The organism is Brevundimonas sp. VNH65, from assembly GCF_049445955.1.
Lineage (GTDB): Bacteria > Pseudomonadota > Alphaproteobacteria > Caulobacterales > Caulobacteraceae > Brevundimonas.
On record NZ_JBMSDX010000003.1, the window covers coordinates 127,965 to 152,391 of the forward strand.

The window sequence follows — 24,427 nt, forward strand, 5'->3', positions numbered from 1 at the left end:
GCCTAGGGGCCGATCGGACACGTCGGGACGGGAAACAGCCCCAGATCGATGCAGCGGCCGTCCAGATCATTCGCCGTTTTCAGCCCGATGACATTGGCCAGTGTCGGGGCGATATCGATGGTCCGGATCGGCAGGAACCGCTCCTGCCCCCGACCCTCTCCGTCAATCCCGCCGGGCTTCCAGAAGATGATCGGCACGCGGCGATCATATTCCCAGGGGCTGCCGTGGCCGGCCAGGGTGCCGCCGACACGCCCGCCGGCGCTGACGTTCGGGGCCAGGGTGAATATGAGGTCGGCCGAACGGCCGTCCGGCAGGGTCGAAAGCCGCATCCGCTCGCGCAGGGTCAACATCTCGGGATTGGCCGTCGACGCAGGCAGCGGCTCGGCCGCCAGCACTTCCCGCCGCTCGACGAAGCCGACGTCCGGCAAGGGGCGCAGACGCTCAACCGCCGCCGTCGCCACCCGGGTGCGCAACGGCTCCGGCAAGGCTTTCCGTTCCCCGTCCGCAACCAGAAGACCGCTCGACCCAGACTGGAGCGGATCGGCGTCCAGGCTGAATTCCGCGCGCAGGGCGGCGTTGACCTGACCGATTGCGGCAGTGTCCAGCCTGTGGGCGTGCGGATAGCCGTGCACGGCCTCACGCTCGACGAAGTCCGACCCCCCGTGATCGGCCGTCAGGACCAGCAGCACCCCGCCCGGCACGTCATCAAGCCGATCCAGGAACGCTCCCATGGCGGCGTCCAGACGATACATCTGCTCGCACATCTCCGGCCCCTGTGTGCCGAAGCTGTGACCGATCCGGTCGGTGCCCGACAGGCTGACGCCCAGCATGTCGGTGACTCCGCGCCTGCCCAGTTGCTGACTGTTCAGCAGATACTCGGCGGCCGCCAGCGTTACCTCGTCCAGCAGGGGCGAGGTGTCGAACTCCTGCGACGCGGGCGGCACGGCGGACCTGAAGGTTTGCCCCCGGATGGTCCAGTCGCCGGCGAGAGCCTGACACTGGGCGTAGGCGCCGGTCCACATAACCGGGGCCTCGGACGTATCATCCCCTTCGACGAGCCTGGCCGCCGCCTGGAACAGGGCGTTGAAACCCGCGACGGGGGCCAGCCTTTCTTCCGCCGTCTGACCCGGTTCGACATAGGTGGTCAGACCGAATGAGCCGGTGAACCAATAGGCGCCGTTCCCATTGTGTCCATTGAGATTGATCGCGCCCCGATCCTTGCCCGAGACGGCGAAGACCCGACTCTGCGGACTGACGTCCTTCAGCCAGTCAGCCACGGTGGTCGCCTTCAATTGGCCGGGGCCGACCGGACCATTGTCGGTGATGCGGCCATGCGCCAGCGTGTTCTCCGGCGCCGCCAGACAATAGACCTCCTGACCCGTTGCCGGATCGATCCAGTCGTTGGCGGGAATTCCCGTGCCGGTCGGATGGCGACCGGTCAGGATGGTGGAGTGTCCCGGACAGGTCTCGGTCAAGCCGTGGGTCTGGTAGCCGTTGATCGACACCAGCCCTTCATCCGCCAACCGCTTCAGTCCGCCCGTGAACCGTGACCGATACTGGTTGAACAGATTGGCGCTGAACTGGTCGATCACCACTGTGACGATCAGGGCCGGCCCGTCGGCGCGGTCCGACGACGCTTCGGCAGGCGGCGCTTCGGGGGCTTGCGCTGCGGCGGGGGCCGAGACCGCAAGGGCGGCGGCCAGAAGGAGACAGCGGGCGACGGCGCGGGCAGGCTTCAAGACAGGGCTCCGATCGAACAGACATCAGCTGCGGCCCCCGATCTAGGCCGCCACCGTTGCGGGCCGATGACAGCGCCGAGCATCGCGCGATCCGCGCGAAAAGCCACGCGCCGGTATCACCAGACGCCGATCTTCTCGGCTTCCTTGTGGCTGATCGGGTGGCCCTGGGCCGCGTGGTCCACCTCGGCCAGGAAGCGGGAGGCGTCCAGCGCCGCCATGCATCCCATGCCCGCCGCCGTGACCGCCTGGCGATAGATGTCGTCGGTCACGTCCCCGGCGGCATAGACGCCTTCGATGTTGGTCGCCGTCGAGCCTGGCTTCACCACCAGATAGCCGCCGGCCTTCATCTCCAGCTGACCGCCGAACAGTTCCGACGACGGCGCATGGCCGATGGCGATGAAGACGCCGTCGGCGGCGATCTCCTTCGCCTCGCCGGACGCCACGTCCTTGACCCGCACCCCGGTGACGTTCGAGCTGATGCCGTCCGTCTGGCCCAGCACCTCATCCACCACATGGTTCCAGACGATCTCGACCTTGGGATGGGCGAACAGGCGATCCTGCAGAATCTTCTCGGCGCGCAGCTCGTCCTTGCGGTGGACCAGGGTCACCTTCGACGCGAAGTTGGTCAGGAAAAGCGCCTCCTCGACGGCCGTATTGCCGCCGCCCACCACAATGACCTCCTTGCCGCGATAGAAGAAGCCGTCACAGGTCGCGCAGGCCGACACGCCGAAGCCGCGATACTTCTGCTCGCTGTCCAGCCCCAGCCACTTGGCCTGGGCGCCGGTGGAGATGATCACGGTCTCGGCCAGCAGCTCGGCCCCGGAATCCAGCTTCAGCCGGAACGGCCGCTGCGACAGGTCGGCGGACACGACGATGTCCTCAATCACCTCGGTGCCCACATGTTCCGCCTGGGCCCGCATCTGCTCCATCAGCCAGGGCCCCTGGATGACCTCGGCGAACCCCGGATAGTTCTCGACGTCCGTGGTGATGGTCAGTTGCCCGCCCGGTTGCAGCCCGGCGATGATCACCGGGTTCAGCAGGGCGCGCGCCGCATAGATGGCGGCGGTCCAGCCGGCGGGGCCGGAACCGATGATGGCGAGGCGGACGGAGCGGGGAGCTTGGGTCATGACGCCCCTATCTAGGCCCTGATTCCCGTTTGCGCGACGCCTGCGCCCTCAACCTTCCACAGGGCCGCGCTCAGAACGTCCAGGCCGCCGGATCGAACGGACGGCGCGTTTCCGTCGCCGACGGATAGCCCCCGACCTCGGTCTCGTCGTCAATCACCTGGCCCCAGCCGGTGCGGGCCTCCTCCAGCACGCGCCGGTCCACGGCGTCGCGCGCCCACGGTCGCGCCCCGGCCTCCGCCCGCACCCAGGCCTCGACCTCGCCGGACGGCCGCGCCGCAAAGCCTTCGGGCCAGGTCGGCGGCACGGTCAGGCGCGTGATCTTCGGATCGCGATCCGAGATGATCCCGATCTCCTGCATCTCCCGGCCGTCGATGTGCCGGGCCGGATTGTCGACGGCGTACAGGTCCAGATCCCCCTGCCCCTCCACGATCAGGAACGGCAGATCGCGCCGTGTCGAACGTCCCCCGCGCGTCACATTGCCGACGATCGCCAGCTTCCCGACCTCCCAGGCGCGGCCCACCCACTCCGAGGCGTTCAGCGCATAGTGCATGCAGCGATTGCCGGGGTTGTAGATCAGGTTGTTGACCGCCGCCGCATGGACGCCGCCCTTGAACAGCACGTTCCGCTCGTGATTGTGAGCATACAGATTGCCGACGATCAGCACGTCCGTGGCGTTGTCGTGGATCAGCGTCCCCTTGGAATGCTCGCCCTTGACGTGGCTGGAGTCCGACAACCCCTCAGAGATGATGTTGCGGCTGAAGGTGACCCGCCGCGAGGTATGCCGGCGCCAGTCCCGGACCGTGTCTCCGCCGTCGAAACGCGGCCCCGAGGCCGACAGGTTCTCGTCCGTCGCCCAGCTGAACGAGCACTGGTCCACGATCAGGTTCCAGGCCGCCCGCGCGCTCAGCCCGTCCACCTCCCAGCCGCTGCCCTTGGCCGCGCCGTCAGCCCCGGCCCGCACGCGGATATGGCGAATGACGACGTCATGCGTCGCCACGTCCAGCCCGCCCCGGATCAGGGTGATCCCCGGATCAGGCGCTGTCTGACCGGCCAGGGTCAGATGCGGGTTGCGGATCCGCAACGTCTGCCGCCCCAGGTCGATGATCCCGCCGACCTCGAACACGACGATGCGCGGCCCCTCGGCCTCCAGCGCCTCCCGCAGCGATCCCCGCCCCGCCGCCGCCAGGGTCGTCACCTTGATGATCCGCCCGCCCCGTCCGCCGGCCGTCGTCGCCGCCCAGCCCAGGGCGCCGTCGAAGGCCAGACGCCTGTCCTCGGCCAGAACCGGCAGCGGCAAAGCCATCGCCGCTGCGGAAAGCAGCAGTCCGCGACGATCGATCATGCATTGTCTCCTGACGCCGGAACGAACGGCTGGTCGGCATGGGCGATGATGCGGCCTTCCGGGTCGAAGTCCACCCGGATCAGGCCCGGCTTCTCGCGAAACGCCGCCTGTTCGTCATTGCCGAAATAGGTGGTCCACCACCGTCCCTCTCGATCCTTGAAGACATTGCCGCCCCCGGCCCCCGGCACGGCCTCGTGCGCCAGCCGATACGGTCCGGTCAGGCTGTCGGCGATGGCGAAAACGAAGGAGTAGCGCCCTTCCGCATTGCCCACCGCCCCCAGATAGTAGAGCCCGTCCTTCCTGAAGATCGTCGCGCCTTCATAGCCCAGGGTGTTCTCGCCCTTCAGACAACGCGCCCGGTCGCGCGCCACAATGCAGGACGAAGCCGGGAGCTGGGTGCGCGTCCACTCCCCGGCATAGCCGGACAGGTCGTCCTTCAGCCGCACGATCTCGTCGCCCGAGCCGTAGGTCAGCCACACCGAACCGTCGTCGTCCTCGAACAGGGTCGCGTCGATGCCCCTCCTCAGATGGGCCTCGGGCGAGAAGGCGTATTCATAGGGCCCTTCAGCCTTTCCGCTGGTGCTGCGCAGAACGCCCAGCCCCGCCCGGCTGACGCTGAAGCAGATGAAGTAGTTTCCCGCGACATAGTGGATTTCCGGCGCCCAGATCGCCCGGAACGGCACGCCGCGCCGCATCCGCCACTCCCGCGCCCAGCCCCCGGCTTCGTCCAGGCTCCAGACCAGGCCCAGATAGGTCCAGTCGATCAGGTTCTGCGACCGCCACAGCTCGACCCCGTCGTTGAACGCCCAGATGTTGTCGCCGGTCGAGCCGGTCATATAGTAGGCGCCGTCTCCGCCGATGCAGATTTGGGTGTCGCGCAGATGCAGCTCCATCAGGGGCCGTATCGCCGGCGTCAGCTTCTTCTCGACCGCCGCCCCCGTCGCCGCCTCGCCCCAGGGCAGGGTCGGATAGGCCATGGGCCGGGCGCCGCTGTAACGCACGCCGGGCAGTCCCGACATCCAGCCGCCCGTCTCGCTGGCCGCATCGGCCGGAAAGCCCGGTCCGCTGACGCCGGAATAGGGATAGGGATTGGGCTCCGGCCGGGGGATCAGCCGTCCGGAATCGTCCCAGGTCGGGGTCAGGCCGCTTTGGGACGAGGCCGGCCAGGCCGACGCCGTCGCCACCCCCGCCAGCCCGCCCAGCAGGCCGCGTCTGTCGATCCGCATATCGCCTCCTCCGGCCGTCTGCGCGACCCTTCGGCGATATAGTATGATAAATTCTGGGATGCGAAAGACGCGGCGGTCCTTCGGACGCGCCGCGTAAGTCGCACCGGGAGCGAGCGTCCCGGCGATCACGAGATTCGCCGACGGCGAACCGAAAGAGGGGCCGACCGATCCTCGGATCGATCGGCGGAAGCCTTAGCCGCGGAACAGGCTCAGCAGGATGCCGCTGGCCTGGCTGGCGATCGACAGGGCCTGCACGCCCAGCTGCTGCTTGGTCTGCAGGGCCGTCAGCTTGGCGCTTTCCTTGGCCAGGTCCGCATCCACCAAATTGCCGACGCCGGCGACCAGGGAGTCCTGCAGCTTCGAGTTGAAGGTGATCTGGCGCTCCAGCGACTTGGCCGTGGTGCCCGTGGTCTGCAGCAGGGCGGCCCAGGCGTCGATCGAGGTCTGAACCTGAGCGGCCGTTTCGCCGGCGGGCACGGCGGCCGGGGTCGGGAAGGCGGCAGTGCCGTCAAAGGTGGCGGCTGCGGCGGCGGCGGTGATTTCGGCGGACAGGGCGGCGAAGTCGGCCTGATAGGCGGTGACGGTGCCGCCCGCCTCGATGGCGGCGGCCAGCGACTTCATTTCCGTCAGGGCGGCCATGATGGTTTCACCGGCGGCGAGACCGACTTCGGCGATCGACGCCTGGCGCTGAAGATTGTTGATGGTGGCGTCCAGAGCCTGGGCGTTGGCGCGCTGGGTGGTGGCCACGGCCCAGATGGCGCCGTTGTCCTTGGCCGAGGAAACCTTCAGACCGGTGGTGACGCGGTTCTGGGTCTTGTCCAGGTCGCGGCTGGTGGCGGCCAGGGCTTGGGCGGCGACGAGGGCGCCGTAGTTCGTGTTGATGCTCGCGGCCATTTTGGCCTCCTGTTTCTGTCTTCGACATGTCCGACGCCGTTTTGGCTGTCGGGAGCGTTTTGCTCATTCATCCGTTGGCAAGGGTCGGGCCAGCTGGCCGCGACAGGGGCAAGACACACAAGCCATTGATTTTATTGATGTCGATGATTTTCGTCAGGATTTCAGCAAGGAAATTTACGCCGGGCTTAACGACCGCCCGGCAAAATCAGCCCGGCAGAAACGACTCAGCGCCCCGCGTGGCCGCCCCGAACTGGGCGCGCAGGTCGTCCAGCGTGCCCTGGATGTGGCCGGCCAGTTGCGTCTCGACCGCCTCCGCACGCCCGTCCAGCCAGGCCTCCAGCAGATCGCGATGCTCGCCGTGCGCCCGCGCCTCACGTCCCGCCGGCTTCAGATGGGCCACCACATAGCGTTCGGACAGGATCGACAGCCGCTCGACCAGCTGGGCGGTCAGCGGACGCCCGGCGCTGCGAACCAGGGCGGTGTGGAAGTCCCGGTTCATCACCGCCACCCGCGCCAGATCGTCCGCCGCCGCCGCATCCAGGCGCTCGAACGCCGTCCGCACCGCCGTCCGTTCCGCCTCGCCCGCCTCGGCGCAAGCGCGACCTGCGGCGGCGGGCTCTATGGCCAGCCGCAGGGCGTAGATTTCCTCGGCCTGGTCCGCCGACATCGGCCGCACGACATAGCCGCGATTGGGTCGGCCGATCAGCAGCCCTTCCTGCTCCAGCCGCGCCAGGGCCTCGCGCAGCGGTATCTTGCTGACGCCCAGTTCCGCCGCCAGGGCGTCCTGACGCACCGGCGCATCTTCGGCGATGACGCCACTGACGATCCGTTCCCGCACCACCTCGAACGCCTGTTCCGACAGGGTGCGGACGGCGGCGTCCGGCGCGCCGCTCACGTGACCTGGAACCCGGCCCAGAAGGGATCCTGGCGGTCAATCCAGACGGTGTTGAACCCGGTGGCCACGGCGGAACCCTCGATGGACGGTACGATCCCCAACACATCGCCGATCCTCGCCTCCGCTTCAACACGCCCGATGAAGCGGCTGCCGATATAGCTCTCGTGGACGAAGCGGTCGCCGACCTTCAGCCGCCCCTGATCGAACAGATGCGCCAGCCGCGCCGAGGTGCCCGTGCCGCACGGGCTTCGGTCGATCGCCTTGTCGCCATAGAAGACGGCGTTGCGCCCGTCGGCGCCCTCGCCCTTCGGCGCGTCGGCCCACAGGATGTGGCTGACCCCCCGAATGGTCGGGTCCAGCGGATGGACCGGCTCATAGACCTCGCGGATCGCCGCCCGCAGACGGCCGCTCGCCTCGATCAGGCGCGCCGCCCCCATCTGGTCCAGACCGGCATAGGCGCCCTGGGGCTCCACGATGGCGTAGAAGTTGCCGCCATAGGACACATCGACCGTCAGCGGCCCGACCCCCTGGACCTCCACCTCGATGCCGCGCGCGGCAACATAGGCCGGCACATTGACGATCCGGACGGCGACGACCTTCTCGCCTTCGGTCTCATAGGCGATGTCGATCACCCCGGCCGGCACCTCGACCCTCAGCCGCCCCGGCTGGCGCGGCTGGATCAGCCCGTACTCCAAGCCGAAGGTGATCATCCCGATCGTCCCGTGCCCGCACATGGGCAGACAGCCCGAGGTCTCGATGAACAGGATGCCGATGTCGGCGTCCTCGCCCGTCGGCGGATACAGGAAGCCCCCCGACATCATGTCGTGGCCGCGCGGCTCGAAACACAGGCCGGTGCGGATCCAGTCGAACCGCGCCATGAAGTCCTGACGACGCTCCGACATGGACGCCCCACGCAGCAGCGGCGCGCCGCCCGCCACCAGCCTCACCGGATTCCCCGCCGTATGGCCGTCGATGCAGAAGAAGGTGTGGCGCACGGCGCTCTCCGGTTCAGCCCTTGATCGTCAGGTCCGGTCGCGTCGCCGCCGCCTGTTCCACCATGGCGATGACCTCGGCCCGACGCTCCCCGATCAGGGGCATGCGCGGCGGCAGAACCCGTTCCGACCCCCGCCCCATGACCTGTTCGGCCAGTTTGATCGACTGGACCAGATCATGTTCGGCGTCCAGATGCAGCAAGGGCATGAACCAGCGATAGATCTCCACCGCCTTGGCGTTGTCGCCCCGCTCCACAGCCTCGACCAGGGCCACCGATTCCTTCGGGAAGGCATTGGTCAGACCCGACACCCAGCCTCGCGCGCCCAGCCACAGACCTTCCAGCGCCACATCGTCCAGTCCCGCGAACAGGACATAGCGATCGCCGAACGCATTCTTGAAATCGGTGAACCGGCGGGTGTCGGGGGCCGATTCCTTGACCGCCACGATGGTCTTCACATCCTCGACCATGGCCATGACCTCGGGGGTGATGACGGTGCGATAGGCCGGCGGGTTGTTGTACAGCATGATCGGCAGGCCGACCGCCTCGCCCACGCCGCGGAAATGGGCGGCCAGTTCGTGCGGCTTGGGCACATAGACCATCGGCGGCAGCAGCATCAGCCCGTCCGCCCCGGCCTTTTCCGCCGCCTGGGCGTAACGGATCGCGCGACGTGTGTCGTACTCCGACACGCCCGTCACCACGGGCACCCGTCCGGCCGTCACCTCGACGATGGCCGTCAGCACCCGGACCTTCTCGTCATAGTCCAGCGAGTTGTTCTCCCCGACCGTGCCAAGGGCGATCAGGCCGGTCACCCCGTCGCGGATCAGGGCGTCCACCACCTTCTGGGTGGCGTCCAGGTCCAGGGACATGTCCTCGGCTACCTGGGTGGTGACGGCGGGGAAGACGCCCTTCCAATCGACGGTCATGATGCGTTGCTCTCGAATGCGGATGTGAATATCGTATACGAAATTGCTGGCGCATCTGCAATGCGGCGAAATGGCGAGGAGACGTGGTGGCGCGAGTGGGGGTGATCGGCGGCGGCGTGGTTGGGCTTTCCGCCGCCTTCCGTCTTGCCCGCGCCGGCCACGCCGTGACCCTGTTCGAACCTGACCCGCTGCGCCGGGCCGCCTCCTGGGGCAACGCCGGCCATATCGCGACGGAACAGGTCGCCCCCCTCGCCTCTCCTGAGACGCTGCGATCCGCCATCCGCCGCCACGTCTGGTTCGGCGGCGCCCTGGACCTGCCCCTGTCCCAGATCGCCGCCTGGACGCCGTTCGCCTCCGCCTTCGTCGCCGCGTCCGGTCCCGCCAGATTCCAGCGCGGCCAGTCGGCGCTCAAGTCCCTGCTGGCCCCGGCGCTCTCGGACTGGATGCAGCTGGCCGCCGACCTCGGACGGCCCGACCTGGTCAACGATCAGGGCCATCTGGTCGTCTGGGAAAGCCCGGCGACCACGCGGAAGGGTCTGGCGGGGTGGCGCGCGGCGGACATCGGCCGGACGACGGCGGCGCCGACAGACGCCTCGCAGGTGCAGGCCCTGACCGCTCGCCCCCTGCACGGGGCGATCCGCTTTTCCGGCAGCGGACAGGTCACCGATCTCGCGGGGCTGGCTGACGCACTGGAGGCCGGCCTGCTGCAGACAGGCGGCCGGATCGCCCGCCAGGCCGCCCGGCTCGACCTGCACGACGGCCGCGCCGTCATCGCCGGCCATGACGCCGATCTGGTCCTGGTCGCCGCCGGGGTCGGATCGGGCGACCTGATGCGCCCCTTCGGTCACCGTGTCCCGATCATCGCCGAGCGCGGCTACCATATCCGCGCCGAGGCCTCCGGCTGGCCCGCCGACCTGCCGCCCGTGGTGTTCGAGGATCGCTCGATGATCGTCACCCGCTACGCTGACTGCGTCCAGGCCGCGAGTTTCGTCGAGTTCGGCCGACCGAACGCCTCGCCCGATCCGCGCAAATGGGAACGGCTGGAACGCCATGTCCGCGACCTCGGCCTGCCGATCTACGGGCCCTTCCGCCGCTGGATGGGCGCCCGCCCCACCCTTCCCGACTATCTGCCCGCGATCGGACGTTCGGAGCGCGCCTCCAACCTGCTCTACGCCTTCGGCCACCAGCACCTGGGCCTGACCCTGGCCGCCGTCACCGCCCGCATCGTCACGGCCCTGGCCGGGCAGGCGCCGTCGCCGGTGGACGTCACGCCCTTTTCCCTCTCCCGCTTCGACAGGAGCCCACGCCCATGATCGGCGGATCGACACCCCAGGCCGAATTGGCCGACCTCTCGCCCTGGCCGAAACCTGCGCCGCCCATCTCGACGCAGGAATACCGGGATCGCCTCGACCTCGCCCGCAACCTGGCCGAAGGCCTCGGCGCCGACGCCCTCGTCGTCAACGTCGGCGCCAGCCTGCGCTACTTCACCGGCGTCACATGGAACCCGACCGAACGGCTGGTCGCCCTGATCCTGCCCGTGTCCGGCCCCCCGTCGATCATCTGCCCGGCCTTCGAACGCGGCTCGCTGGAGGCCGAACTGGCCCTGCCCTTCGACCTGCGCCTCTGGGAGGAAGACGAGGATCCGGCACGTCTGGTCACTGACGCCGTCGCCCCGGGCGCGACCCTGGTCATCGATCCGCTTCTGCCCTTCCACTACGGCGAGCGTCTTCGCGGCTTCGGCCTGGCGCTGACGAACGGGGCCCCGGTCATCGACGGCGGCCGCATGCGCAAGTCGCCCGCCGAACTGGCCCTGATGGCCCAGGCCAAGGCCATGACGCTGGAGGTTCACCGCCGGGCCGCCCGGATCCTGCGACCCGGCATCGCCGCCTCCGAGGTCAAACGCTTCATCGACGACGCCCATCGCGCCCTCGGGGCTTCCGGCTCCTTCTTCTGCGCGGTTCAGTTCGGCCGGGCGACGGCCTTCCCCCACGGCCTTCCCGGCGACCAGCGCTTGGAGGAAGATCAACTGGTCCTGATCGACACCGGCTGCACCGTTCACGGCTATCACTCGGACATCACCCGCACCTACGCCTTCGGCCAGGTCGATCAGCAGGTCCGCGACCTGTGGGATCTGGAAAAGGCCGCCCAGGCCGCCGCCTTCGCGGCCGTCGCCCCCGGCGTTCCCTGCGAAGAGATCGACCACGCCGCCCGCCGGGTTCTGCAGTCCGGCGGCCTCGGCCCCGACTACCGCCTCCCCGGCCTGCCGCACCGCACCGGCCACGGCATCGGCCTGTCGATCCACGAACCCGCCTACCTCGTGCGCGGCGACGCCACGATCCTGCAGCCCGGCATGTGCTTCTCGAACGAGCCGATGATCGTCGTCCCCGACCGCTTCGGCATCCGGCTGGAAGACCACTTCCACGTCACGCAAACGGGGGCCGCCTGGTTCACCGAGCCCCAGGCCTCGATCGACCGGCCGGTTTAGGCTGATGACGGCCGCCGAAAGAGGCGGCGCCCGATTGTGGGGGTTTCAGGGGATATTTAGGAAGCCGTGCTCTGATGCGGTCTGAACAAGGCCGGATCGGACCCCGCAACGCATGCATTTCAGCCGCGCGATGGACATCGAGACCACCGCGTCGTCACCGGCGGCGGCGGTCGTGCGCCCCGCGTCCGGACCGTCCGGCGACAGCGTTTTCGCGCGCCCGCTGCTGCCGATCTTCGCCGGCCTGATGGTCGCGGCCCTGACCACCGTCTCCATCCTCCTGGGCGACCCCAGGGCCCCGGTGCCGCTGTGGATCGCCAACGCCTTCGCCGCCGGCCTGTGGCTGAGGAGCGGGCGCGGCGCGAGTTTCGATCTGAGTTTCGGCGGCCTGATGCTGGCGGGCATCACGGTCGGGGAGTTCCTTGCGGGCAACGATCCCGTCACCTCCATCGTCCTGGCCCTGGTCAATCTGGCCGAAGTGGCCGCCGCCGTCCTGCTGGTGCGCCGGCTGGAACCCAACCTGGGCATCGGATCGGTACGGTCGACGCTGAACATCCTGGCCGCCGTCACCGGCGCCGCCGTGGTCGGCGGCATGGCGGGGGCCACGGCGTTCCACCTGCTGCGAGGCACCGACTTCCTGCACGGATTCCAGGTCTGGACCTTCGGCCACGCCCTCGGCCTGTTGATCGTCCTGCCGATGATCCTGTCGCTGGATCGCAAGATTCTGGACGGACTGAAGTCCCGCGCGAAGCTGATCGAGACGGTCCTGCTGCTGGGCGGCGCGTGCGCCCTGGCCTATTTCCTGTGCCTGAAGTCCTCGTCGCCGGTGGCGTTCCTGATGAATCCGGTGCTGCTGATCATTGCGGTGCGGCTCAGGGTCTGGGCCCTGTCGGTGGTGATGCTTGCGGTGTCGCTGTTTCTGATGGCGTCGATCTTTCAGGGCACCGGCCCGGCGACGACCAACGGCCTGCCGGTTTCCGATCGGGTGGTGCTGGCCCAGCTGATGCTGGCCTTCGCCGCCGCGCCTTACCTCTTCGTGGCGGCGCTGATCGAGGAGCGGGATCGTCTGTGGACCCAGGCGAGGGCAGGTCTGGCGCGAGCCGAACGGGCGTCGGAGGCCAAGTCGCGCCTGCTGGCCAATGTGGCGCATGAGATCAAGAGCCCGGTCGCCGGCGTCATCGGCATCGGCGAGCTATGGTCGTCGGGACAGCTGGGCCCCGTCAACGCCACCCAGGGCGAGATGGCCGGCATGCTGGTCAAGACGGCGCGACAGGTCGAGACCCTGGCGCACGACCTGCTCGACGTGGCGCGGGCCGAGGCCGGCACGGTCAAGGTCGAACCCCGGCCGACGGAGATCGTCAGCCTGATCGAGGACGTGCGTCGCTCGGCCCTGCTGCGGCCCGAGGCGCGCGGCGTCACCATCCAGGTCACGTCGGACGCGCCCAGTCTGGTGGCGCTGGCGGATTCCCAGCGGCTGCGTCAGGTCATCGACAATCTGGCCGTCAACGCGCTGAAGTACGGGGCCTCGGGCGGGGTCGTCGTGTTCCGGGCCCGCCACTGCGCCCTGGGCGTGCGGATCGAGGTCAGCGACCGTGGGCCCGGCCTGTCGGCCGACAAGCAGTCGCAGCTGTTCGAGCCGTTCAACCGCCTGGGTCTGGAGCGGTCGTCGATCGAGGGGCACGGCGTCGGCCTGGCCCTGGCGCGGCGTCTGATCGAACTGCAGGGCGGCGAGATCGGCGTGATCTCCGCGCCCGGCGAAGGCGCGACCTTCTGGGTCGAACTGCCCGCAGGCTGAAGCGGCCTTGCTCTGGCCGCGTTTCGCGGCACAGTGCCCCGCCATGATCCGCACCTGCCTGCTTTTCCGAACCGCCCGGCTGCTGGGCGGCGTGTCGCTGCTGATCGCGACGCCGGCCCTGGCCGCACAGGCCGCGCCCCAGACCGGACAGGCGGGCGCCGACCCCCAGGCCGAGACCCGACGCGGGCCGTCGCCGGAGGCGGTCGAGGCCGGCCGCAGCCTGACGCGCAATCTGAACAGCGGACCGCCGGTCGCCTATCCGACGCCGCCTCCACCGGCTGCGCCCGCGTCCTCAGCGCCCGCCGCCGCGACGCCCATCGCCAGTCCATCCGCAACCCCGATGCGAAGCGACCCGCCCGCGCCCGTCCCTGCGCCCCAGCGTGCCGAACCCGCGCTGTCGGCGGCCGAGATCGAGATACGCCGGGCCCTGACCCGCGATCTGAACAGCGGACCGCCCGCTGCGGCCCGGCCATCGACGCCGCCGCCGCTTGCGACGCCCGTCTCGCCGCCTGCGTCGCGGGTTGTCGAACCCGCCCCGGCCTCGGCTCCGCCGCCGTCAGCGCCAGCCCGCCGCCCGACTCCGCCCCCCGCGACGGTGACCGCGCCCGCCCCGCGTCCAACATCGCCCACGCCGACGGCCCCGGCCCCGGCCCCGACCCGGGCCGCGCCCGTCACGGCAGCGCCGCTTTCGCCGCCGCCCGTCGTCGCGCCCAGACCCGTCGTTCCGGCCCCCGTTCGGCCGTCGCCGAGCGGGTCCGCGCCGGCCTATACGCCCCCGCCCGCCTATGCGCCCCCCCGGCTGCCGGGGTCGAGCCCGGCCGTCGCCCCGCCGGTCGCGTCGGCGCCCGTCATGACGGCGCCGCCGCGCGCGGCCGCGCCCAGCCCCGCGGGGCCGACGACCGCAGCTGTCGGGGCGGCGGGCGTGCTGTCGGCGGCCGCCATCGCGGCCCTGCCGTTCACGGTGGACCTGCCGCAGGGCTTCACCCTGGTCCGCAGCCGACCGGGCGCGGACTTCGACGTCTATGCGGTGCAGCGGGGCGGCCGGTCGTTCGTGATGATCTACGCCGGACCCGCGTCGCAGTTTCCGATCTATGTCGGAGAGACGGCCCAGGTCGGCGGCCGGTCCTCGGTCGTGGTGGTCGAGGAGGGCCGTCGTCGGGCCATGGAGCACCTGTTCCAGCGTCCGGATTCGCCACGCGAGATCCATGTCTGGGTGGCCAGCGTCGCAGAAGCGGACGCCGCCCTGGCTGAAAGGATCGCCCAGTCGGTCGACGCCCGCTGAGGCGTCGCCCCGCAGGTCAGGCCGGACCGGGCTCACGCATCGGTGATGCCGAGCGGCCGCGACAGGCGCCGCCAAGGCTTGCGTGAGGCCGAAAGTCGATACAGTCTGCTAATGGTTCGCAATAGCGGAGACTGTCATGATCGTCCTGACCACCGGCGCCGGCGCCCTGTGCGCCCTGATCGGCGATCGACGCTGGGGCCGCCCGTCGCCCGCCCTCGCTAGCCCGCCCGCATCGCCGTCCCAGAGCCGCGACCCCGGACGCGGCGACGGCGTCAGCAGGTCATTGCAGCCCGGCGCCGGCGGCCTACGACCTGTCTGACCTCGACGTCAGCAGAGCCGACTTGCGCTCTCAGTGTCATCATATAAAACTTGATCCGGTAATGTGAGAGTCGCGCCGACAAGGCGCGCCACCGGGAAACGACGCCATGAAAGCCACCCCTCTTGTCCCGATCCTGGGCCTGATCCTCGCCGCCGGCGGTTTCGCAGCCGGCCTGGCGGCCGGACCGGCCGAGGCCGAGGTGATCCGGCTGAACACCCCCGCCCTGGGCCTGACGGCGGACCGGATCGGCGCCCTGCCCGACGCCGAGCGCGGCGCCTGGATGGACTATCTGGCGCGGTCACAGGCGCAGATGGCGGCGGACCGCGCGGCCCTGGCCGCCGAACTGCCCGCCGGGGCGACGCCGCCACCGCCGCCCCAGGCCGTGGGCGGAAACGGCCGCAACCTGCCGCTGGACCGGCCGGACGCCTGGTATGGATCGGCCGAGGCTCGCGCGACGGCGGACGCGGTCGTCACCTTCCAGACCCCGGCCGGCGGCTGGAGCAAGAACCAGGATCGCCGCATCGCCCGCCTGCCGGGCCAGAGGTTCTCCAACGACGCCGAGACGATGGAGCAGAACCCGGCCAATTTCGACGCGCCCGCCGACCGGTTCTGGACCTTCGTCGGCAGCCTGGACAATGACGCGACCTGGTCGGAGATGCGCTTTCTGGCCAAGGTGGCGGCTCATGCGCCGGGGCCCGAGGGCGACGCCTGGCGCGCCAGCGTGATCCGGGGCGTCCACTATCTGCTGAACGCCCAGTATCCGAACGGCGGCTGGCCGCAGAACTGGCCGCTGGAAGGCGGATTCCACGACTCGATCACCTTCAACGACAACGCCGTGGCCCAGGCCGCCATGGTGCTGAACGACGTGGCCCATGGCGCGGAAGGATTCGACTTCGTTCCGGCCGAACTGGAAAGCCGCGCCGCCGAGGCGACGCGCAAGGCCATCGACGTCATCCTGGCCGCCCAGGTGCGGTACGGCGACCGGGTGATGGGCTGGCCCCAGCAGGTGGAGCCGATGCGCCTGGTCCCGACCAGCGCCCGCAACTATGAGCCGCGATCGGTGGCCAGCGGCGAGACCACCGACATCCTGATCTTCCTGATGCAGCAGCCGGATCCCTCGCCGGAGATGCAGGCGGCGATCCGCGCCGGGGCGGCCTGGCTGGAGGCGGTCAAGGTCCATGACAAGTCGTTCGAGATGACGGCCGACGGCCGCAAGCTGATCGACAAGCCAGGGGCCGGTCCCCTGTGGTCGCGCAACTATGACATCGTCACGGGCCGCCCGATCTTCGGCGACAGGGACCAGACGATCCACGACGACGTCAACGGCATCTCGGTCGGTCGACGCAACGGCTATTCCTGGTGGCTGGCCTCGCCGCAGAAGGCGCTGGACGCCTACGCCGCCTGGTCAGCGGCGCGGCCCTGAGGCGGACGTGACGGGCGACCGGGGCTTCGGCCCTGGCCGGCCCGGCACCTACGGCCGGAAGTCCACATCGAACCGGCAAGGTTCGCCATAGGCCGCCGCCCTGGCCTCGCACAGCGCGGCGACGCCTGCCCCGTCCGGCCGCTCGCCGGTGTCGATCCAACCCTCCAGCGCCGCCAGCAGGGCTGCGTATTGCGGCGTGCTCAGCTTGGAATGCTCGGCCTCGCGCGTGAAGGTCTGCACCAGCAGGTCCGACCGGCCCGCCCGCGCCACCGTCTCGCGATAGGCCGCCGACATGGCGACGAAGGCGGTCGGATCGTCGATGCCGTGGATCGTCACGGTCGGCAGGACGATCAGCCCCGACAGGTCCGCGTCATAGGCCAATTGCGCCACCGCCGCCGGATCGGCCGAGAACCGCTCGACCCCAGCGTTAAGGGCCGCGTCGTCATCCGAGCCTGAATAGACCGTCCGGCTGTTGTCGAACGGATTGCGCCCGCCCAGCCGCTCCTGGACCATGTCCTGAAACAGGTTCGTGCCCCAGGCCAGATGGGCGACCAGCGCCCCTTCCTCGATCCCGACCACCGCCAGAATGTTCTTCAGGTTCGACGCCTGTTGCGGCGTGCGACGCGCGGCTGGCTTGTCCAGCCCCGTGCATTCACTGACCCGCGACGTCAGCTCCGCCCGCGTCATCCGCGCCCCGGCCGGCAGACCCTGCCACAGCGGATACTGCGCCTCGTCCGCGCGCGGGTGGTTGCGGCAATAGAATTGGTAGACGGCCCTCAGGTCGGCGCGAAAGCCGTAGGCCTTCGTCCCGCCCGCCAGGACGCCGCTGGTCAGCATGACCCCGTCGTAGTTGCGGTTGCCGTCCGCATCCAGGGCGTACAGCTCCGCCGCCTTGGCCGCGACGTTTCCGCCCCAGGACTGGCCGTGCAGAATCGTCCGCCTCGGCTTGCCGAACAGGGTCCAGAAGATACGCCGGACGATGTCGGTGTCCTCCGCCGCCATCCGCACGCCGTAACCGCCCCGCCGGTAGGTCGAGCCGATCCAGGCGTAGCCTTCGCGCACGGTCACGGCGAACCGCTGCAGATCCTCGGCCGTCTCGTCGATGTCCGGCGCTCCGGTGCGCGGCCCGCCGTGCGCGTGCACCACCAGGCCGCCGCTCCAGTCGGCGGGCACGGCGATCCAGTAGAAGGCGCCCTGGGCCGTTCCACCGCGCCAGCAGCGCGTCCCGCCCGGCAGGCCGCTCGGGCAGGCCGCCTCACCCGGCCCGCCCGCCACCGTCGCCGGCGTCGGCGTCGTGGGCGGGCTTTGCTGAGCCGAGGCGGGCGGGGTCGCCCCCGCCCAAACGGCGGCGGCCGCCGCGATCGCTGCAAACCCGCGCACCGTCATCCTCATCCCTCGTCCGTCCTCAGAACGACTTGCTGATCCGCGCATACCAGTAACGGCCATAGGGACGGTGGACCGAACCCAGATAGCCGCCGTCCGCCAGGGGCGGGCCTTCGTCGGCCGCATCCCTGACCCCGACGCGCACCCGCGTCCCGGCCAGGGCGCCCTCGTCGCCGAACTCATAGTCGCCATAGGCGTTGACCAGGAACTGGCTGTCCACGACCCAGGGATCGCCGGCCGAACTCAGCAGCCCGTTCTGTTCGATCTCGCTGACATACTGGGTCGAGAAGCCGGCGCGCCACGGCCCCTTGCGCCAGGTGAAGGTGGTGTTGATCCGCCATTCCGGACGTCCGCCCACCCCGATCAGCTGGGTCGAGTCCGGCAGGGGCGTCAGGGGATTGATCGTCCCTGCCTCGCGGGCGGCGTACAGCTCATCGACGATGTCGCCCGGCGCGCGGGAGAAGGTCAGCAGCTGCGAGGCGTTGAAGCGCAGGCTGAAGGTGCCCCAGGCGGTCCGGCGCTTGGTCCAGCTGGCCCCGAAGTCGACGCCCTCGACGGTCTGGGGCAGCAGGTTGATGAACCGGTCCGAGATGCTGATGATGTCGCCGACGGCCGTCAGTCCGGTGCCGGCGAAGAAAGCTTCGTCGTCCGCGTTCGGCGCCGCGCGCACGACCAGCGGATTCGCCCCGCCCTGCATCCGCAGCAGATAGTCCAGCGCCCGCGCGTTCTGCCCGCCCAACAGGCCGACGATGTCGGTCTGTTCGATCTTCCAGCGATCGACCGTGAAGGTGAAATCACCCAGGGCCTCCGGCAGGAAGCGCGGCTGGAACACCAGGCCGACCGACTGGTTGGTGCTCTCCTCCGGTTTCAGGTCCGGATTGCCCGCGATCAGCAGCGAGGCGCTGCCCGAGCGGTTGCAGCCGTTGAAGTCGGCGATGCGGCCCGCGCGCAGGTCGGCCTCGCACTTGTAGTAGTCGTTGCCGCTGTTCAGGCGCGCATACTGGGTCGCGTTCACCTGCTCCAGGTTCGGCGCCCGGAAGCCCTCGGAATAGGAGGCCCGCACCCGCAGGCCGTCGACGATGTCCCAGGCCATGGCGATCTTGGGCTTGGCCACCGAGCCGAAGTCCGAATAGTGCTCGGCCCGTCCGGCGACCTGGAAATCCAGAGCGTAGACCAGCGGGATGTTCATTTCCGGCGACACCACCGGAACGGCGAACTCGATGAAGGCGCCCGAAACCGTCCGATCGCCCTCGGTGTCCGGATTGGGGCTGACCGCCGAGACGTTCGACAGATTGGTGTCGCCCGTCACCATGTCCACGAAGGTGAAGGTGCCGTCCAGATTGGCGTCGCGATCGTCCGACTGGGTCTCGCGGCGGAACTCCACTCCGGCCGCCATGCCCAGCGAGCCGGCGGGCAGCTGGAACAGGTCGCTGCGCGAGACCTTGAAGTCCACCAGGGCCAGGGTCGTGCGCGACACCCGCTTCATGTCGAAGGTGACGGCGTCAATCGCCGCCTGCGACGACGTCAGACAGTCGCGATAGCTGGTGGTATCGACGCATCCGCCGCCGAACGGGTTGTAGGCGTCGGGCGTGGACAGGGCCAACTGCTGCTGCAGCTTGGTCATGTTGATGTTGGGCGAGACGTCCTCCGCCTCGGCCTCGGAATACAGCAGCGCCGTCTCCCAGTCGAAACCGCGCCACTCGCCGCGCAGCCCGCCCAGCAGGCGCGCCTGATAGTTCTTGACCGTCACTTCCTGGAAGCCGGTGTCCACGAAGCGGTAGTTGCCCAGCCGCACCGGCAGGCCCGCCGCCGGCACATTGGTCAGGTTCGGCAGCCGGTTCGGGTTGGCCGCGCCGTTGGCGAAGGTGATCGGGCCGAACGGATTGTAGTAGTTCGACGCCGGGATCCACAGGCCGTTCAGGTTGACCACCGGCGGCTGGATCGCCTTGCTCTCCGCCGCGTACACCCCGATCTCGCCGAAGGCCGTCACGTTCGGCGTCAGCTCGTAGTGGCCGGTGGCGAACAGGTTCAGCCGCTCGACCGAGGGCCGCACCGTCGTGCCGTAGCGTGTGTCATAACGCAGGTCGCGGTTGACGCCCGTATAGGCCACCGTCCCGCTGACCAGGCAGATGTCGCCCATGTCGACGCCCGTGCAGCCCATGCTCTTGGGCTGATAGTGGAACGCCCCGGCGGCGGTGGTCACCACCACCCCGTTCGAACGCGGCCTCAGGGCCGTCGTCGTCGCCGGCACGGCCAGCTGGGCCCACGGCGAGTGCGAGGATCGCCCGTCCGGCACATTGCTGGTCTCATAACCCGCATACTGCGAGAAGAACGGCCGCATGTCGTCGCTGCGGGTGAAGTCCTGCTCGTCCGCCATCAGGGCGGTGCGGTCGGAATAGTTCAGGAACAGGGAGACATTGCCCCGATCCAGATCCTTGCCGGCGAAGAGATTGGTCTCGAACTCCCGCATGCCGGTGCCTTCGGCGCCGCCGTACTGCAGGTCCATGCGCAGACCGTCGAAGTCGTCCTGCAGGACGGTGTTGACCACCCCGGCCACCGCATCGGCGCCGTAGATGGCCGCCGCGCCGTCCAGCAGCACTTCGACCCGCTCGAGCCCCGCCACCGGCACGGCGTTGGAGTTGAAGCTCTGGACCGGCACCGTGCCGGTGTCCGACGTGCCCTGGCTGGTCGGGTGCTGCACCAGTCGGCGGCCGTTCAGCAGCACCAGGGTGTTGCCCACGCCCAGCGAGCGCAGGTTGACCGAGTTGACGTCGCCGCGCGCCGAGTTCGACGTCTGCGGATTGTTGGCGCTGTCGAACAGCACGTCGCCCATCTGCGGAATGGAGCGGAACAGATCGTCGCCCGAGACCGCGCCGGTGGCGGCGATCTCTTCCTGACCCAGCACCGCCACCGGCAGGGCGCCGGTCGTGCGGGCGCCGCGGATCTGCGAGCCGACGACCACGACCTCCTCGACCTGGGTCGCTTCTCCGTCCTGCGCCGCCGCCGCGTCCTGCGCCAGGGCCGATCCGGCCGCCAGAACCAGAACCAGCGAGGCGGTCGTCCCCATCAGGGTCAGTCGATTGTGCGTTCTCATCTCTTCCTCCTCCCGGGCCGCCGTTGTGGTCGACGGTCCCGTCCGTGAATTCGTCCCGGCGGTCAGTCGTCCGCCAGGACCAGATCGTCGCCCGGCCCTGCGGCCGGGTCCGGCGCCGCCGCCAGCGGCTGGGGCGCACCGTCCAGGGCGGCCTTCAGGGCGTCACGATCCAACGCGCCCTCCCAGCGGGCCACCACCACGGTGGCCACGGCGTTGCCGATGAAGTTGGTCAAGGCCCGGCACTCGCTCATGAAGCGGTCGATGCCCAGGATCAGCGCCATGCCGGCGACCGGCACGTCCGGCACGACCGACAGGGTCGCCGCCAGGGTGATGAAGCCGGCGCCGGTGATGCCCGCCGCCCCCTTGGACGACAGCATGGCCACCAGCAGCAGCGTGATCTGCTGCCACAGTGTCAGGTCGATGTTCAGCGCCTGGGCGATGAACAGGGCCGCCATCGTCATGTAGATGTTGGTGCCGTCCAGATTGAACGAATAGCCGGTCGGAACCACCAGGCCGACCACCGACTTGGCCGCGCCGGCGCGCTCCATCTTGGAGATCAGGCTCGGCAGGGCGGCTTCCGAGCTGGAGGTGCCCAGCACCAGCAGTAGCTCTTCCTTCAGATAGCGGATCAGCTTCAGGATCGAGAAGCCGTTGGCCCAGGCCACCGCGCCCAGAATGCCCAACACGAAGATGATCGACGTCAGGTAGAAGGTCGCCACCAGCGCCGCCAGATTGACGATCGAGGCGATGCCATAGGCGCCGATGGTGAAGGCGAAGGCGCCGAACGCCCCGATCGGCGCGGCCTTCATCAGGATCCCGACCAGGCGGAAGAAGGCCGCCGACGCCGACTCCAGGAAGGTCATCACGGGCTTGCCCGCGTCGCCGATCATGGCCAGGGCTATGCCGAACAGGATCGAGACGAACAGCACCTGCAGGATGTTGCCGGTCGAGAAGGCGCTGACCACCGTGTCGGGAATGATGTTGAGCAGGAAGTCCTTGATTTTGGTCTCGTGCGCCGCCGAGGCGTATTGCGCGACCGCACCGCCGTCCAGGGTCGACGGGTCGATGTTCAGGCCGCGTCCGGGCTGCACCACATTGGCGACGATCAGGCCGACGATCAGGGCGAGGGTCGAAAAGACCAGGAAATAGCCGAACGCCTTGGCCGCCACCCGCCCGACCTTGCCGATGTCGCGCATACCCGCGATGCCGGTGACGATGGTCAGGAAGATCACCGGGGCGATGACCATCTTCACCAGCTTGATGAAGGCGTCGCCCAGCGGCTTCAGCTCCGTGCCGAACGCGGGCCAGAAGTGTCCGATCACGGCGCCCAGCGCGATCGCGGTCAGCACCTGCACATACAGGTGGGTCCAGAAGGGACGGCGGCCGGCCGGAACGGCGGCGGCATGCGGATCGACGCTGTGCAACACGATGTCCTCTTTCGCGGACAGGGTCCGCGCCTCCTCCGTCGCGGTCTTGGCGCCGCTGGGGTTCGCCTCATTCTTGCCGCCGCCTCGTCGGGAGCGAACCGATTTGTCCTTGGGCGTCTTCATGTTGTTTTTCCTGCCTTTTGTTCAAACTCCGGGCATGGACGCCCGCCAATGTGTGTGAAATTTCGCCGCGCTCTCTGGCCATAGTGTGCGAAATTCTGCACACTATGGCCGTCATGCCTCAGCGCCTTCATGCCCGGTTCTCGACGCTCTTTCGACAGCCGATGCGGCCGTGGACGGCGCTGGCGGCGATCTGGCTCATCCTGACGTTCGCCGCCGCCTTCGCCGCCGGTGAAATCGCCCGTCGTCAGGCCGCGGCCGAGCTTCGCGCCAAGGCCGAAGCCGCCGCCGCCCTGCACGCCGCGGTCCTGCGCAGCGAACTGGACAAGCACCGGTCCCTGCCCCTGGTCCTGGCCGAGGATCCCGAGGCCCTGGCCCTGCTGCGCGCGCCCGGATCGGACCCCGGCGTCATCAACCAGAAGCTCGAGCGGCTCGCGGCCCAGACCCGCGCCGCCGCCATCTATCTGCTGGACGCCGACGGACTGGCCCTGGCCGCCAGCAACTGGCGCCTGCCCACCAGTTTCGTCGGATCCGACTATGGCTTCAGGCCCTATTTCCGGCGTTCCATGGCCGAGGGCGGCGCCGAGTTCTTCGCCCTCGGCACGGTCAGCGGGCGGCCCGGCCTCTATCTGGCGCGCCGCCTGGTGGACGCCTCCGGCCGCCCCCTGGGCGTCGTCGTGGTCAAGGTCGAGTTCGACGATCTGGAGGCCGAGTGGCGACGGACAAGTGAACCCGCCTATGTCGCCGACCGCAATGGGGTCATCCTGATCACCAGCATCCCCGACTGGCGGTTCCGCACCGTCGCCCCGATGACCGAGGCCCAGCGTCGCGACGTCCTGACCGGCCAAACCCTGGGCCACGACGCCCTGGCGCCCCTGCCGTTCCGCACCCCCGCAGAAGGAACCGGCGTCGTCAGCGCCGCCGCAGAAGGTCCGGTGGAACTCTGGGCGTCGGCGGCCACCAGCACCTCGACGCCGGGGTGGACCCTGCATCTGCTGTACCCGGCCGGGCGCTCGATCACCGTGGCCGTCGCCAACGCCCGGGCCGTCGCCGCCCTGGGGACCAGCCTGCTGATGGGCCTCGCCGCCGTCTGGCTGCGCCGCCGGCTTCAGGCCCAGGCCGAGACCCGTCGCAGGGAGGCGGCCCGCGCCGACCTGGAGCGTCTGGTCGCCGAACGCACCACCGAACTCAGCACCGCCAACGACGAACTCAGCCGCCAGATCGAGGAGCGACGCCGCTCCGAGGCCGCCCGCGAACTGCTTCAGGACGAACTGGTCCAGGCGGGAAAGCTGGCGGTGCTCGGCCAGATCGCGGCGGGCGTGGCCCACGAGATCAACCAGCCCGTGGCCGCCATCCGCACCTCTGCCGAAACCGCCGAAACCTACCTGGGCCGGGGCGACGGCGACGGCGCGCACAAGGCGTTGAGGCGGATCGCCGACCTGACGGGCCGGATCGGCACGATCACCGACGAACTGCGCGCCTTCTCCCGCAAGACGGCGGCCAGCCCGACCCCGATCAGCCCCGACGCCGCCATCGACGGCGCCCTGCTTCTCCTCACCGGCCGCCTCAGGGAAAGCGGCATCCGCATCCGGCATGATCGCGGCGAGGATGATCTGCGGGTCCTGGCCGAGCCGGTCCGGCTGGAACAGGTCATCGTCAATCTGGTGCAGAACGCCCTCGAGGCCATGGAGGGCGCCGACATCGACCATCCGGCTCTCACCCTGTCCACGACGCAGAAGGGCGGCCGGGTCGAGATCAGCGTGACCGACAACGGCCCCGGCCTCGACGCCACGACGGCGGCGGCCCTCTTCACCCCCTTCACCACCACCAAGGCGCGCGGCCTGGGTCTGGGTCTGGTCATCAGTCGCGACATCGTGGCGGCGTTCGGCGGCGAACTGAACCTGCGGCCGTCCGAACGCGGCGCCGTCTTCGTCATCACCCTCCGGGCCGTCTGACACCGCC

18 protein-coding genes are annotated in these 24,427 nt (G+C 69.5%); 7 read left to right on the forward strand and 11 right to left on the reverse strand.

Annotated features, from left to right (window positions below; translation table 11 throughout):
* Positions 1–2: 2 nt before the first annotated feature.
* The 8 genes from ACO2Q1_RS07525 to ACO2Q1_RS07560 all read right to left on the reverse strand — a co-directional run bounded on the left by ACO2Q1_RS07525 (position 3) and on the right by ACO2Q1_RS07560 (position 9,140).
* A complete protein-coding gene (locus ACO2Q1_RS07525; RefSeq protein ID WP_423328877.1) occupies positions 3–1,739 on the reverse strand; it encodes an alkaline phosphatase family protein in 1,737 nt (578 codons plus the stop codon).
* A gap of 116 nt (positions 1,740–1,855) precedes the next feature.
* The gene (gene trxB / locus ACO2Q1_RS07530) at positions 1,856–2,866 is read right to left on the reverse strand and encodes a thioredoxin-disulfide reductase (protein ID WP_423328878.1); all 1,011 of its coding nucleotides are present in this window, start codon (positions 2,864–2,866) and stop codon (positions 1,856–1,858) included.
* 70 nt (positions 2,867–2,936) lie between these two features.
* Positions 2,937–4,208, reverse strand: coding sequence for a pectate lyase family protein (locus tag ACO2Q1_RS07535; protein ID WP_423328879.1), 1,272 nt, complete (start codon positions 4,206–4,208; stop codon positions 2,937–2,939).
* Entirely contained in the window at positions 4,205–5,434 is a 1,230-nt protein-coding gene (locus tag ACO2Q1_RS07540; RefSeq protein ID WP_423328880.1) for a family 43 glycosylhydrolase, read from the reverse strand. The genes ACO2Q1_RS07535 and ACO2Q1_RS07540 overlap by 4 nt, the downstream gene beginning before the upstream one ends.
* 192 nt (positions 5,435–5,626) lie before the next feature.
* Positions 5,627–6,328 (reverse strand): flagellin, encoded by a 702-nt coding sequence (locus ACO2Q1_RS07545; protein WP_423328881.1) that lies wholly within the window; start codon positions 6,326–6,328, stop codon positions 5,627–5,629.
* Positions 6,329–6,533: 205 nt separating this feature from the next.
* Positions 6,534–7,223, reverse strand: a complete 690-nt coding sequence (locus tag ACO2Q1_RS07550; protein WP_423328882.1) for a GntR family transcriptional regulator — start codon at positions 7,221–7,223, stop codon at positions 6,534–6,536.
* The gene (locus tag ACO2Q1_RS07555) at positions 7,220–8,218 is read right to left on the reverse strand and encodes a 4-hydroxyproline epimerase (protein WP_423328883.1); all 999 of its coding nucleotides are present in this window, start codon (positions 8,216–8,218) and stop codon (positions 7,220–7,222) included. Before ACO2Q1_RS07555 ends, ACO2Q1_RS07550 begins: the two co-directional genes overlap by 4 nt.
* 13 nt (positions 8,219–8,231) lie before the next feature.
* On the reverse strand, positions 8,232–9,140 hold the full coding sequence (locus ACO2Q1_RS07560; RefSeq protein ID WP_423328884.1) for a dihydrodipicolinate synthase family protein: 909 nt from the start codon (positions 9,138–9,140) through the stop codon (positions 8,232–8,234).
* 86 nt (positions 9,141–9,226) lie between these two features.
* On the opposite strand from ACO2Q1_RS07560, the gene ACO2Q1_RS07565 reads away from it, so the two are divergent.
* From ACO2Q1_RS07565 to pelA, 6 genes are all read left to right on the forward strand, one after another.
* Positions 9,227–10,453: an NAD(P)/FAD-dependent oxidoreductase gene (locus tag ACO2Q1_RS07565; RefSeq protein WP_423328885.1), complete on the forward strand. Its 1,227-nt coding sequence runs from the start codon at positions 9,227–9,229 to the stop codon at positions 10,451–10,453.
* Positions 10,450–11,625, forward strand: coding sequence for a M24 family metallopeptidase (locus ACO2Q1_RS07570; RefSeq protein ID WP_423328886.1), 1,176 nt, complete (start codon positions 10,450–10,452; stop codon positions 11,623–11,625). Before ACO2Q1_RS07565 ends, ACO2Q1_RS07570 begins: the two co-directional genes overlap by 4 nt.
* 112 nt (positions 11,626–11,737) lie before the next feature.
* Positions 11,738–13,417, forward strand: coding sequence for an ATP-binding protein (locus ACO2Q1_RS07575; protein ID WP_423328887.1), 1,680 nt, complete (start codon positions 11,738–11,740; stop codon positions 13,415–13,417).
* A 43-nt stretch (positions 13,418–13,460) separates the two neighbouring features.
* Positions 13,461–14,699 carry a hypothetical protein gene (locus ACO2Q1_RS07580; protein WP_423328888.1) on the forward strand — a complete coding sequence of 413 codons (1,239 nt, stop codon included), beginning with the start codon at positions 13,461–13,463 and terminating at the stop codon, positions 14,697–14,699.
* A gap of 136 nt (positions 14,700–14,835) precedes the next feature.
* Positions 14,836–15,018 carry a hypothetical protein gene (locus ACO2Q1_RS07585; RefSeq protein WP_423328889.1) on the forward strand — a complete coding sequence of 61 codons (183 nt, stop codon included), beginning with the start codon at positions 14,836–14,838 and terminating at the stop codon, positions 15,016–15,018.
* A gap of 106 nt (positions 15,019–15,124) precedes the next feature.
* A complete protein-coding gene (gene pelA, locus ACO2Q1_RS07590; protein WP_423328890.1) occupies positions 15,125–16,441 on the forward strand; it encodes a pectate lyase in 1,317 nt (438 codons plus the stop codon).
* A gap of 48 nt (positions 16,442–16,489) precedes the next feature.
* Here pelA and ACO2Q1_RS07595 read toward each other — a convergent pair whose 3' ends face one another.
* The 3 genes from ACO2Q1_RS07595 to ACO2Q1_RS07605 all read right to left on the reverse strand — a co-directional run bounded on the left by ACO2Q1_RS07595 (position 16,490) and on the right by ACO2Q1_RS07605 (position 22,468).
* On the reverse strand, positions 16,490–17,821 hold the full coding sequence (locus ACO2Q1_RS07595; RefSeq protein WP_423328891.1) for a hypothetical protein: 1,332 nt from the start codon (positions 17,819–17,821) through the stop codon (positions 16,490–16,492).
* Positions 17,822–17,846: 25 nt separating this feature from the next.
* Positions 17,847–20,918, reverse strand: coding sequence for a TonB-dependent receptor domain-containing protein (locus ACO2Q1_RS07600; protein ID WP_423328892.1), 3,072 nt, complete (start codon positions 20,916–20,918; stop codon positions 17,847–17,849).
* Positions 20,919–20,980: 62 nt separating this feature from the next.
* Entirely contained in the window at positions 20,981–22,468 is a 1,488-nt protein-coding gene (locus tag ACO2Q1_RS07605; protein WP_423328893.1) for a dicarboxylate/amino acid:cation symporter, read from the reverse strand.
* A 113-nt stretch (positions 22,469–22,581) separates the two neighbouring features.
* On the opposite strand from ACO2Q1_RS07605, the gene ACO2Q1_RS07610 reads away from it, so the two are divergent.
* The gene (locus ACO2Q1_RS07610) at positions 22,582–24,420 is read left to right on the forward strand and encodes a sensor histidine kinase (RefSeq protein ID WP_423328894.1); all 1,839 of its coding nucleotides are present in this window, start codon (positions 22,582–22,584) and stop codon (positions 24,418–24,420) included.
* Positions 24,421–24,427 lie beyond the last annotated feature (7 nt).